The following is a 10,744-nucleotide window of genomic DNA, read 5'->3' on the forward strand; positions in this document are numbered from 1 at the left end:
GACCGCCGCCGTCGTCGCCAGCCCGGCGGAGCGCCGGAGGGCTAGGGCTCCGGGGCGTGCCGGTGGTCGCAGCACGGCGTCGCGAACTCGCTGACCTGGTGGAACAGCACCGGATGCAGCAGCTGGGCGAGGTCCTCGACGGTGTCCAGCGGGTGGGTGAACTCCAGCCGCACCCATCGCCGTCGCCCGGGGAGCGGTCGTCCGGTGTCGACGACGATGCCGTACCGGTCGAGCCGGACCGCCCGCGGGTGGTCGGCGTGGATGCCGGCGCCGTGCAGCGCCCGCCGGAACCAGGGCTCGAGCTGCTCGCCGTGATGGTCGGCGAGGTCGAGCAGCAGGTCCCGCTCGGCCTCGTGCAGGGGGTCCGGCTCCGCCGTGAGGTAGGCGACGGTGTCGACGGGGCCGCCGCCGGTCTCGGTCTCGAGGCCGACACCGTCGACCAGTAGCCGGTAGAGGACGGCATCGGTACCGACGCCGAGCAGGCTCGGGAGCGGGTTGGCCTCGGCGAACTCGAGGGCCGCCGCGGCCGCCTCCGACGGCGGGACGGCGTGCAGCCGGCCGCTGACCCGCACCCGGCCGAGGCTGGGCGCGCCGGCCGACGGCGTGACGTCGTCGACCCGCAGCACCGCGCCCGGCGCGACCGGCCCCCGATGCGTCCGCAGTGACAGGTACAGCCTGCCGCCCACCGGCACCAGCAGCAGCGGCTGACCGCTGCGGCCGGTGCCGTGCCGGACCGGGAGGGGCGCCGCGGCACCCTCGAGGAACAGCAGGCCGGGCAGCCTGCCCTGGACGAGGGTGCGGGCGCGCTCCGCGGGCGACGGGCAGCTCATGGAGACTTAGGTTAGCCTTACCTGAAGCTGCCTGGGAAGGTCAGCCCCAGAATGCGTCCTCGGCCGGCTGGTCGGCGGAGAACAGCCAGACCTCGCTGATCTTCCCGTCGGTGACCTTGAGGACGTCGATGCCGTCCTGGTCGAGCGTGGCGCCGTCCCGCGAAGCGCTGAAGTGGATGTGCGCCGCCACGGTGTCGTCGTTGACCAGCAGGGGAGCGGTGACGGTGAGGGCGAAGCTGCCGCCGCTGATCTCCGTCATGCCGGCGATCATCGCGCCGACGGCGGTCGCGCCGCGCTGGACGCCGGAGAAGCGGTTGGCGCCGGGCTGGTGCCAGACGACGTCCTCGGCGAGGGCGGCGGCGACGGTGGCGAGGTCCTGGGCCTCGAGCGCGTCGAAGTACGTGCGGACGACCTGTTCGGCAGAGCTCATGGTGACCTCCTGGTCTGCGGTTGTGCTTCCTGAGCTCAATACTTACGATCGGAAACCAATCACCTCAACGTAACCAACGGGATGTGCGCCATGACGGTTCAGAAGACGTACGCGCCGCCGCCCGGTATGGCCTGGAACGTCCTGAGCGGCACCTGCCCGTCGCGCACCTCGCTGGCGCGCATCGCCAACAAATGGACGGCCATGATCGTCGCCGTCCTCGCCGACGGGCCCATGCGCTTCCGCGATGTGCGGGCGGCGCTCGAGGGCATCAGCGCCAAGGTGCTCACCGAGACCCTGCGCGACCTCGAGCGCGACGGCATGCTGACGCGGACGGCGTACGCCGAGATCCCGCCGCGGGTCGAGTACGAGCTGACGCCGCTCGGCCTGACGTTGCTCGAACCGCTCACCACGCTCATCCGCTGGGCCGAGCTCCACATCCCCGAGGTCCTCGCCGCCCGCGACGCCTACGACGACCGCTGACCAGCCCCCAGATCCAACAGCGGCTCACGCCGACAGGCGGCGGGTCACGGCTGCAGGCGCGGGCTCACGGCTGCAGGCGCCGGTGCGACCAGGCGGCGTCGGCGGCCGGGCGGGTGTAGGCGAGCCGGCGGTGCAGCCGGGTCGGGCTGCCGTACCAGAACTCCAGTTCGTGCGGGACGAGCCGGTAGCCGGCCCAGCCGTCCGGGCGTGGGATCGGCCGGTCGCCGTCGCGCAGCGACGCGGCGGAACGGTGCAGCGCGGCCTCGTCGGCCAACGGCGCGCTCTGGTGCGAGACGGCGCTCGCGGCCTGGGCGTCGCGGGGCCGGCCGGCGAAGAGGAGGTCGGACTCGTCGTCCGGCAGCCGCTCCACCGGCCCGGCCGCGGTGATCTGCTGCAGCGTCTCGCGCCAGTAGAAGGTGGCCGACGCCCACGGCCGCTCCGCGAGGTCGCGGCCCTTGCGGCTGTGGGCGGCGCTGGTGAAGACCAGCCCGTGCTCGTCGGCGTCCTTCACCAGCAGGACCCGGCTCGACGCCCGGCCGGCCGCGTCGGCCGTGGCCAGCACCACGGCATAGGGCTCGCGCACGCCGCGCGCGACGGCGGCGTCCAGCCAGCCGCGCAGCAGGCCCCACGGCGACGCGGGCGGGTCGTCGAACTCGGGCAGGTCCAGGTCGGTCGCCCCACTGAGCGTCTGCGCCGCTTCGGTCATGCGCACCACCCTAGGGACGAAGCGAACCCCGTCACGCCCGGGGGATGTCGCGCCCGGTCGTCCGGTACTCCGTCAGCACGATGCGGTCGTCGAGAACGCTGTGCGCGACCAGCTCCAGCTCGTTCGCGGCCAGGCCGGCGAAGAACGGCTCGCGCCCCGACGGGCCCACGACCAGCGGGAACGTCATCAGCCGGAGCCGGTCGACGAGGCCGGCGTCGGTGAGCTGCCGGGCGAGCGACACGCTGCCGATGGTGTAGAGCCCGACGTCGCTCTCCTTCTTCAGCCGGGTGACCTCGGGGACGAGGTCGGCGCGAACGCGGGCGTTCGGCCAGGTCGTCGCCGTGAGCGTGCGGCTGAACACGACGGTCTCCGTCTGCATCATCTGGTCCCACCCCTCGTCGCGCACCTCCTCGGGGATCGCGGAGAGCGCCTCGTACGTCACGCGGCCCATGAGCGCGATCTGCCGGGTCGAGCCCTGGTCGCCGATCCAGCGCTCGAGGTCCGGTCCGAGGTAGCCGAAGTAGGCCGGGGAGTCCTCGCCGCGGGCGTAGCCGTCGGCCGAGATGAAGATGTCCACTGTGAGTGTGCTCATGCCCAGTAGACCGCTCGTGCCGCGAGAACTCATCGGCGCGCTCACCCGATCCGGAGGAGGCGACGGCGGCCCGACGGTGTCAGCGTGGGGCTGAGACCTGCCGCGGCGACTGACGGGAGAGCCGGCGATGACATGGCCGCTGGCGGCGAAGATCCGCTACGTCGACGAGACGCTCGTCTGGCTGGCCGACTACCGGCGCCGGTGCGACGACCCGGGGGAGCAGCTGCGCATCTACGCGGCCATCGACGGCTGGCTCGACGAGCGGATCGACCTCATGCGGCGGGCCGACCGGCAGGGCCTCGCGCATCTTCCCGGCGGGATCGACGGCGGGACGGACGGCGCCAGGCCCGGCCACGCGGGCCAGGCCTGACGCCGTGAGGGCCGATCAGGGCCAGTAGTCGCACCGGTCGGAGTCGTAGATCCAGCCGTAGCCGCCACCGTCCACGAAGAACCAGTCGTGTCCGACGCAGGCGCCGGTGTCGAGTGCCGCGTTCGCCGGCGCGGCCGTCAACCCGATCCCTCCCACCAGCACCCCGATGCCGATCGCCACCGATGCCACGAGTCGACGCATACCCGTCCTCCTGCTGCCTCGGGCCCGCGAGTCGCGGGCCGCACTGTCGTTACGGCTGCAGTCTGGCGACGGCGTCAGCCTCCCGCCGCGATCCCATACAGATCCGGACGGATCCGATCGGTGCCGGGCGCGGACGGGGTCAGGCCGGCTCCGCCGCCCCCGACGCCGCCTGGACGTCTGCCAGCCCGGACTCGGCTCTGGCCTGCTCGAACCGGTCGCCGATCTCGGTCGCGACGGTGTGCGCCTCCTGGTGGCAGTCGCGGGCGAGTCCCAGCTCGCCGCGGCGAAGGCGGGTGGCACCGAGGTCGTTGAGCACGCCGGCCTCGAGGTGCCGGTCGGTCAGCTCGCGGCTCAGCCGCAGCGCCGTCTCGTAGTGGTCGACGGCGGGGGCGTGGTCGCCGCCGGCCGCGCGGACCTTGCCGACGGCGTCGTGCGCGTAGGCGATCGCGGGCACGTCGTCGAGCTCCTCGGCCATGGCCAGCCCGCGCGTGGCCGAGGCGAGCGCGTCGTCGAGCCGGCCGAGCAGCAGCTGCGCCTCCGACCGGTTCGTCAGCGCGTCGACCAGCACGTACCGGTCGCCGATGCCCTCGGCCTGCTCCATGGCCAGGCCGTGGAACTCCAGCGCCCGATCCGGGCGGCCGGCCCGCCGGTGCACGATCGCGATGTTGTTCAGCGCCGTCGCGACCCCGTGCTCGTTGCCGGCCGCTCGGGCCAGCTCGACGCAGCGGGTGAACCGCTCGATGCTCTGGTCGAGGCGGCCCCGGTGGACGTCCATGATGGCCAGCGAGTTGTTCGCCGCGCTGGTCGGGTACAGGTCGCCGGCGTCGGAGAACAGTCGCTCGGCGCGGACCAGCTGCACCGTCGCGTCGTCCCACTCGTTGAGGCGCACGAGCACCTGGCCGAGGTCGAGCCGCGCCCGCGCCTCGCCGACGCGGTCGCCGGCCTGCAGCGCCGCGTCGAGGGCCAGCCCGTGCAGCAGCTTCGCCTCGGTGTGGCGGCCGTAGCGGTTCAGCCACCACGAGGCGCCGTCGGACAGCCCGCTCGCCAGCTCCGGCCGGCCCAGCTCGGGCCCGTGGCCGGCCAGCGTCAACAGGTTGCCGAGGTTGGCCTCGAGCCACTGGCGGGCCGTCTCGTCGTCGACCTCCGGCACGTCGACGCCGTCGGGCGGGAGGCGGTTGACGATGCCCATGGGCGCGAACATGGCGTGGTAGCCGGCCCACACCTGGGCGAGGTAGTGGTCGCACAGCCGGTCGGTCGCCGCGGCGCGCTCGGCCGGGCGGTCGTCGTCGTGCGAGCGGTCCAGCGCGAACAGCCGCACCAGCGAGTGCAGCGCGAACCGGCCCGGCCGCGGCTCGCCGGCCAGGTGGTGCGCCCGCAGCTCGGCGAGGGCGTCCCTGCCATCGACGGTGTCTGCGCCGGTCAGGGCGGCGACGGCGGCCTCGTCGAGCTCGGGGCACGAGTGGACCGCCAGCAGCCGCAGCGTCGCCTGCGCCGCGGGGGAGAGGCCCAGGTAGGACAGCTCGAGCGTCGAGTACACGGCCTCGTCGAGGCGCACCGCGGCGCCGCGGCTGAGCAGCGCGTCGAGGTGGTCGGCGACGCTCCAGGACGGTCGCGCGGCGACACGCGTGGCGGTGAGGTGCACGGCCAGCGGCAGGCACCCGACGGCCTCGACCAGGCGGACGGCGGCCACGGCATCGGCGTCGACGGGGTCCGCTCCGGCCACGCGGCGCAGCAGTTCGACCGCCTCGTCCGGGCTGAACGGGCCGACCGGCACCCGGGTGACGACGGCGTCCGTGGCGGTCAGCGTCTCGCTCACGGCGGTGCGGCTGGTGACGAGCACGACGGCGTCGGCGCCGGTGGGGAGCAGCGGCAGCAGCTGGCCGGCGTCGGCGGCGTCGTCGAGGACCACGACGTGGCGGCGGTCGCGCAGGTGTCGTTCGAGCAGCGCGCGCCGCTCGTCCTGGCCGGCCGGGAGTTCGCGGGCGGGTACGCCGAGCAGCCGGAGGAACCCCTCGAGAACCGCCGCTGGTGCTGCGGGCGGCAGCTCCGGGTGGAAGCCGCGCAGGTCAGCGTGGAGCTGGCCGCTGGCGCCGCCGTCGTCGGCCGTCAGGGTGCGGGCGAGCTCGACGGCGAGCCGGGACTTCCCGCTGCCGGGCATGCCCTCGAGGCAGACGACCCGCGTCCCGCCGGGCGCGGCGGCCGCTTCGATCGCCGCGAGCGCCGCTTCGGTCGCGGCCCGGCGGGGGACGAAGACCGACCCGGCGGGCAGCGTCGCGTGGACGGTGACGACGGTGGCGGCGTCGGCCCTGCTCTGCGCGACTCGGCAGAGCTGCGCCCACCGGGCCGCCTCGGCGTCGTCGGCGCCCAGGGCCCGGACGATCTCGACGACGAGGTCGATGTCGAGGCGGCGCCGCTCGGTGCGGAAGCAGTCGTAGACGGTGGCCCGCGCCGGCCGCCGCTCGCTGAGCGGCACCCCGCGCAGGGCCCGGGCGACCCCGATGCGCCGGGCGATCTCCGCGTATGACGGCAGCCCGGCATCCTGCCGCAGCGACCGCAACGCCAGCGCGACGTCGTCGAGACCCATCGGCTCGGCTCCTCCCCCCAGAGCGGAGCCACAGCCTACCGACGCGCCCGGGTCGGGCTCAGTGGGCGGTGGCGGTCGCCAGCCGGACGGCCACCGTCAGCAGCAGCACGCCGGTGACCTGCTCGATGCGGGCCCGGACCCGCGGCCGCCGCAGCCACCGGCCGAGGCGCTCGACGGCGGCGACGTAGAGGCCGAACCAGGTGAGGTAGAGGCCGGCGAAGATCGCCGAGAGCAGCAGCGCCTCCGCCCGAGGCGAGCCGGAACCTGGAGACAGGAACTGCGGCAGGAACGTCACGAAGAACAGCGCGACCTTGGGGTTGAGCGCGTTCGAGAGGAAGCCGTGGCGCAGGTACGCCCAGGGCCGGGCCGCGGGCGCGGGGGCCGCAGGTGACGCCGTCTCGTCCATGGTCGCCGATCGGCGGGTGCGGGCGGCCGAGCGCAGCGTCTGTACTGCGAGCCAGAGCAGGTACGCCGCCCCGACGATCTTCAGCGCGGTGAACGCCGTCGCCGACGTCAGCAGCAGGGCCGACAGGCCCAGGGCGGCGGCGCTCGCGTGCACCGTCAGGCCGAGGACGCCGCCGAGGACGGTGAGCAGCCCGCCGGCCGTCCCACCGGCCAGGGCGTTGCGCGTGATGAGGACCTGGTCGGGGCCGGGCATCATGATCAGCACCAGGGCTGCGATCGCGAACGTCGTCATGCGGCTCAGCCTGCCGCCACGCGACTCATAGGTCCAATGTCAATACGCGCGCTGACCCATAGACTGCGTCGATGGTCAGTCTCGTCCAGCTCCGCGTCCTCGACGCCGTCCGCCGCACCGGGTCCGTCACGGCCGCCGCCGAGGCGCTGCACTACGCGCAGCCGTCGCTCAGTCACCACCTGACCCGGCTCGAGGCCGAGACCGGCGCCCAGCTGCTCCAGCGGGCCGGGCGCGGCATCCGGCTCACCGAGGCCGGCCGGCTGCTCGCCGACCGCGCGGCGGAGATCATCGGCCGGGTCGAGTCTGCGACGGCAGAGCTGTCGACGCTGGTCGGGCTCGAGGCCGGGCGGGTCCGGCTGGCCGGGTTCGGCTCGGTCATGAGCGCGCTGGTGCCCCGGGCGGCCGCCGTCCTCGCCGGGCGCCATCCGGGGCTCGAGCTCGAGCTGACCGACGCCCATCCCGAGGACGCGCTGGCACTGCTGCGGGCCGGGCGCATCGACCTCGCCGTCATCTTCCGGTTCGAGGAGACCGCGCCCGAGGACGGCGTCCGCCTGGTCCACCTGCTCGACGACCCGCTCTACCTGCTCACCCGGGGCGGCGGCGACGAGCTCGCGGACCACCGCGACGCGGCCTGGGTGGGCGGCTGCGTCCGGTGCCGCAGCCATCTCGTCGAGCTGTGTGAGGCGGCCGGCTTCACGCCGCGGCTGGCGCACGTCACCGACGACATGGTGGTCATGCAGGGCCTGGTCGCCGCCGGTCTGGGCGTGACGACGATCCCCGAGCTGGCGCTGCAGGCCCACCGTCATCCCGACATCACGGCGACGCGGCTCGCGGTGCCGCCGCGGCGCATCTATGCCGCCACCTACGGCGAGCCGCCCGACCCGCCCGCCACCGCCGCCGTCATCGCCGCCCTGACGGAGGCCGCCTCGCCCGGGTGACCGGGCCTGCTCGCCTCCCGCGCCCGGGAAACCGGCTCACGCTCGGGAAACCGGCGCTTGCGGGGCGCATCAGGCCGCCATCCGCCGGTTTCCCGAGCGTGAGCCGGTTTCCGAGGCGCCTCGCCCGGGTGATCGGTGCGCGGATTTCCGCTCCGAGCCGCCGGAAACGATGTTGACTGGACTGGTCCGACCTGCGACTCGAGGGGGAGAGTCCGATGGCTGACACCGTCCCGCCGAGCGGCCCCGTACCTCCGGGCGGCCCCGTACCTCCGGGCGGCCCCGTCCCGCCGAGCGACACGGTCCCGCCGGACGGGCCGGCGCCGGAGGAGCGCCCGCAGCGGCGCATGACCGCGGGCCGGATCATCGCGCTGGTGCTGGCGGTGATCGTCGGCATCGGCTCGCTGGCGCTGCTGGCCGCGGGCATCACCGGGCTGGTGGTCGACCAGACCCAGCGCGACAGCGACGGCTACCTGACGACGGAGCAGGTCCGGCTGCAGACCGACTCGTACGCGCTGGTCGGCCCGGCGCTCGACATCGACACCAACGCACCGGACTGGGCACAGGCCAGCGACGTGCTCGGCGAGGTGCAGCTGCGCGTCGACGGCGGCGACCAGGACGTGTTCGTGGGGCTGGCGCGCGAGTCCGACGCGGCCGACTACCTGGCCGGCCTCGGCTACGACGAGGTCACCCGGATCAGCGGCGACGACGACGTCGACTACACCGCGCACGACGGCGCGGCGCCCGAGACCGTCCCCGCAGAGCAGCAGTTCTGGGCCGTGCAGGCGAGCGGCAGCGGCGACCAGACGCTGACCTTCGAGCCGCGGGACGGCCGCTGGGTCGTCGTCGTGATGAACGCCGACGGCAGTGCGGGCGTCGACGTGACGGCGCGCGTGGCCGCCGAGCTGCCGGTGCTGCCGTGGGTCGCGTTCGGACTGCTCGTGGGCGGTGTGGTCGGCCTCGGGATCAGCGCGCTGCTGTTCTACGTCGCGCTGCGTCGCCCGCGTTGACGGGCGCGGCGACGCGGGTGGCGAGCCGGCCCGCGTCGTCGCCCACCCAGCCCAGCAGCGCCGAGCCGCGGCTGTACTGGTACGGCAGGCCGAGATAGTGCAGGCCGGGCACGACGCCGGCGCCGCGGGTGTGCACGGGCGCGCCGTCCGGGCCGACCGCGCCCTCGATGTCGATCCACCCGTGGTCGACGCGGTACCCGGTCGCCCAGACGACGGCGGAGACGCGGAGGGTCCCGCCGTCGGCCGTCGTGACGGTGTCGCCCGACGCGGCGACCACGCGGCCGGCGAGCCGGACCCCGTCACGACGAAGGGCGCGCAGGCTGGTCCCGATCAGCGGCTCACGACGGCGGATCCGGGCGCCGATGCGGGTGTCCGACGGGATCCGGACGACGCCCACGCGGTTCAGCCAGTGGAAGAGGTCGCGGCCGAGCAGCCGCTGCGGGAGCGCGGGCTGCCGGGTGCCGACGGCGAGGGTGACGGACCGCCCGGACGCGGCGAGCTCGGCGGCGATCTGGACGCCGGAGTTGCCCCCGCCGACCACCACGACCGGGCCGTCGGGGAGCTGCCCGGGCCGCCGGTACTCCGACGTGTGCGGGCTCGGCACCGTCAGGGAGTGCGGCGGGACGACCGGACGCTGGAACGGCCCGGTCGCGACGACGACCTGCCGCGCCTCGATCTCCCCGTCCGGCGTGGCCAGCGCGAACCCGTCGCCACTGCGCGTCAGCCGCAATACCGGCGACGACAGCCGCACGGGCAGGTCGAACGTCGAGGCGTAGGAGCGCAGGTAGTCGGCGACCTCGTCCTTGCCGGGATGGTGGTCCGGGTCGCCGGGGAACGGCAGGCCGGGCAGCCCGTCGAAGCGGGCGGGGGTGAACAGCCGCAGCGAGTCCCAGCGCTCGCGCCAGCTGTGCCCGATGGCGGGGGCCGCGTCGAGGAGCAACGGCTCGTGTCCGGCGATCGCGAGCGCGCGGCCCGCGGCGAGACCGGCCTGGCCGGCCCCGATGATGACGATGTCCTGGCTCATGCCTCCAGCGTGCGGGCCGACCCGGGCCCGAGGCTTGAACGATTCGGCTGTTCCACCCAGCGCACGTCCTTCGCCAGCCGCGACGGCGGCGCGCCGATCATCCGGACGAACGTGCGCGTCAGGTGGGCGGCGTCGGCGAAGCCGGACCCGTGCGCCGCGTCCGTCAGCGACGCGCCGCCCGCGAGCAGCGCCAGCGCCCGCTGCAGCCGCTGCCACAGCACGTAGCGGCGGAACGGCAGCCCGGCCTGCGCGGAGAACAGGTGCCCGAGCCGGCTCTCCGACAGCCCGACGGCGGCGGCCAGGTCACCGAGGCGCAGCTGCCCGTCGTCGATCCGTTCGCGCACCAGTGCCGCGGCCTCGAGGACGGCCGGGTGCTCGGGCTCTTCGGGAACAGCGCCCGACCCGGCCACCGACTCGACGAACTCCTCGGCCGCCTCGACGCTGCTCCAGCGGCCGCCGTCGCCGCCGGGGACCGTCCGCCACGACGAGACCGAGCGGACGCCGTCGCCGTCGCCACCCGGAAGGGAACGCCCCGTCGCCGAGAACGGGTCGATCAGCACCAGCAGCGCGTCGGTGCTGCCGCGCAGGATCGCGTGCGGCACGTTCGGCGGGACGACGACGCCGCGGAACTCCCGTTCGACGCCGTCGCCGTCGGCCAGCAGGATCGGCGCGCCCGCCGTGACCATGAGCTGGACGGCGTGGTGGGCGTGCTCGGCGGCGGACCCGAGGGCGCCGGCGTACGTCAGCCGCCCCGGGCGCACGGACACCCAGCCGACCCATCGCTGCGCTGCCATCGCCCCAGTCTGCCCCGAACGCCGCACCCGAAGGATTCACGTAACGGTCACCGCCGTTTCCCTGGGCGGCCCCGGGGAGGTTCCCGGCCAT

General features: G+C 74.7%; 13 protein-coding genes. 4 read left to right on the forward strand and 9 right to left on the reverse strand.

Annotated elements, in window-relative coordinates; genetic code table 11:
* Positions 1-41 precede the first annotated feature (41 nt).
* A complete protein-coding gene (locus HD601_RS17225) occupies positions 42-830 on the reverse strand; it encodes a DUF2470 domain-containing protein (protein ID WP_184823841.1) in 789 nt (262 codons plus the stop codon).
* Positions 831-870: 40 nt separating this feature from the next.
* On the reverse strand, positions 871-1,260 hold the full coding sequence (locus tag HD601_RS17230) for a nuclear transport factor 2 family protein (RefSeq protein ID WP_184823843.1): 390 nt from the start codon (positions 1,258-1,260) through the stop codon (positions 871-873).
* A gap of 90 nt (positions 1,261-1,350) precedes the next feature.
* Here HD601_RS17230 and HD601_RS17235 point away from each other — a divergent pair, with 90 nt between their 5' ends.
* Positions 1,351-1,740 (forward strand): winged helix-turn-helix transcriptional regulator, encoded by a 390-nt coding sequence (locus HD601_RS17235; RefSeq protein ID WP_221441068.1) that lies wholly within the window; start codon positions 1,351-1,353, stop codon positions 1,738-1,740.
* 64 nt (positions 1,741-1,804) lie between these two features.
* On the opposite strand, the gene phzG is transcribed toward HD601_RS17235, so the two are convergent.
* Both phzG and HD601_RS17245 read right to left on the reverse strand, forming a co-directional pair.
* Positions 1,805-2,446, reverse strand: coding sequence for a phenazine biosynthesis FMN-dependent oxidase PhzG (phzG, locus tag HD601_RS17240; RefSeq protein ID WP_184823846.1), 642 nt, complete (start codon positions 2,444-2,446; stop codon positions 1,805-1,807).
* A 31-nt stretch (positions 2,447-2,477) separates the two neighbouring features.
* A complete protein-coding gene (locus tag HD601_RS17245; RefSeq protein ID WP_184823848.1) occupies positions 2,478-3,038 on the reverse strand; it encodes a dihydrofolate reductase family protein in 561 nt (186 codons plus the stop codon).
* A 127-nt stretch (positions 3,039-3,165) separates the two neighbouring features.
* Between HD601_RS17245 and HD601_RS17250 the strand changes: the two genes are divergently transcribed.
* Entirely contained in the window at positions 3,166-3,408 is a 243-nt protein-coding gene (locus HD601_RS17250; RefSeq protein WP_184823850.1) for a hypothetical protein, read from the forward strand.
* A gap of 15 nt (positions 3,409-3,423) precedes the next feature.
* Here HD601_RS17250 and HD601_RS17255 read toward each other — a convergent pair whose 3' ends face one another.
* From HD601_RS17255 to HD601_RS17265, 3 genes are all read right to left on the reverse strand, one after another.
* A complete protein-coding gene (locus tag HD601_RS17255) occupies positions 3,424-3,609 on the reverse strand; it encodes a hypothetical protein (protein WP_184823852.1) in 186 nt (61 codons plus the stop codon).
* A 139-nt stretch (positions 3,610-3,748) separates the two neighbouring features.
* Entirely contained in the window at positions 3,749-6,193 is a 2,445-nt protein-coding gene (locus HD601_RS17260) for an ATP-binding protein (RefSeq protein ID WP_184823854.1), read from the reverse strand.
* 58 nt (positions 6,194-6,251) lie between these two features.
* The gene (locus HD601_RS17265; RefSeq protein WP_184823856.1) at positions 6,252-6,890 is read right to left on the reverse strand and encodes a LysE family translocator; all 639 of its coding nucleotides are present in this window, start codon (positions 6,888-6,890) and stop codon (positions 6,252-6,254) included.
* 71 nt (positions 6,891-6,961) lie between these two features.
* Here HD601_RS17265 and HD601_RS17270 point away from each other — a divergent pair, with 71 nt between their 5' ends.
* Positions 6,962-7,828, forward strand: a complete 867-nt coding sequence (locus HD601_RS17270) for a LysR family transcriptional regulator (protein ID WP_184823858.1) — start codon at positions 6,962-6,964, stop codon at positions 7,826-7,828.
* Positions 7,829-8,043: 215 nt separating this feature from the next.
* Positions 8,044-8,835 (forward strand): hypothetical protein, encoded by a 792-nt coding sequence (locus tag HD601_RS17275; protein ID WP_184823860.1) that lies wholly within the window; start codon positions 8,044-8,046, stop codon positions 8,833-8,835.
* Here the strand turns inward: HD601_RS17275 and HD601_RS17280 are convergent.
* Positions 8,792-9,859, reverse strand: coding sequence for a flavin-containing monooxygenase (locus HD601_RS17280; protein ID WP_184823862.1), 1,068 nt, complete (start codon positions 9,857-9,859; stop codon positions 8,792-8,794). The genes HD601_RS17275 and HD601_RS17280 overlap by 44 nt on opposite strands.
* A complete protein-coding gene (locus tag HD601_RS17285) occupies positions 9,856-10,653 on the reverse strand; it encodes an AraC family transcriptional regulator (RefSeq protein WP_184823864.1) in 798 nt (265 codons plus the stop codon). The genes HD601_RS17280 and HD601_RS17285 overlap by 4 nt, the downstream gene beginning before the upstream one ends.
* Between the last annotated feature and the right edge of the window lie 91 nt (positions 10,654-10,744).

It is taken from the genome of Jiangella mangrovi, assembly GCF_014204975.1.
In the GTDB taxonomy this organism is placed as follows: Bacteria; Actinomycetota; Actinomycetes; order Jiangellales; family Jiangellaceae; genus Jiangella; species Jiangella mangrovi.

Excerpts from the sequence above, each read along its gene's own strand:
- HD601_RS17225 (WP_184823841.1), bottom strand. The coding sequence starts at position 830 with ATGAGCTGCCCGTCGCCCGCGGAGCGCGCCCGCACCCTCGTCCAGGGC.
- HD601_RS17230 (WP_184823843.1), bottom strand. The coding sequence starts at position 1,260 with ATGAGCTCTGCCGAACAGGTCGTCCGCACGTACTTCGACGCGCTCGAG.
- HD601_RS17235 (WP_221441068.1), top strand. The coding sequence starts at position 1,351 with ATGACGGTTCAGAAGACGTACGCGCCGCCGCCCGGTATGGCCTGGAAC.
- phzG (WP_184823846.1), bottom strand. The coding sequence starts at position 2,446 with ATGACCGAAGCGGCGCAGACGCTCAGTGGGGCGACCGACCTGGACCTG.
- HD601_RS17245 (WP_184823848.1), bottom strand. The coding sequence starts at position 3,038 with ATGAGCACACTCACAGTGGACATCTTCATCTCGGCCGACGGCTACGCC.
- HD601_RS17250 (WP_184823850.1), top strand. The coding sequence starts at position 3,166 with ATGACATGGCCGCTGGCGGCGAAGATCCGCTACGTCGACGAGACGCTC.
- HD601_RS17255 (WP_184823852.1), bottom strand. The coding sequence starts at position 3,609 with ATGCGTCGACTCGTGGCATCGGTGGCGATCGGCATCGGGGTGCTGGTG.
- HD601_RS17260 (WP_184823854.1), bottom strand. The coding sequence starts at position 6,193 with ATGGGTCTCGACGACGTCGCGCTGGCGTTGCGGTCGCTGCGGCAGGAT.
- HD601_RS17265 (WP_184823856.1), bottom strand. The coding sequence starts at position 6,890 with ATGACGACGTTCGCGATCGCAGCCCTGGTGCTGATCATGATGCCCGGC.
- HD601_RS17270 (WP_184823858.1), top strand. The coding sequence starts at position 6,962 with ATGGTCAGTCTCGTCCAGCTCCGCGTCCTCGACGCCGTCCGCCGCACC.
- HD601_RS17275 (WP_184823860.1), top strand. The coding sequence starts at position 8,044 with ATGGCTGACACCGTCCCGCCGAGCGGCCCCGTACCTCCGGGCGGCCCC.
- HD601_RS17280 (WP_184823862.1), bottom strand. The coding sequence starts at position 9,859 with ATGAGCCAGGACATCGTCATCATCGGGGCCGGCCAGGCCGGTCTCGCC.
- HD601_RS17285 (WP_184823864.1), bottom strand. The coding sequence starts at position 10,653 with ATGGCAGCGCAGCGATGGGTCGGCTGGGTGTCCGTGCGCCCGGGGCGG.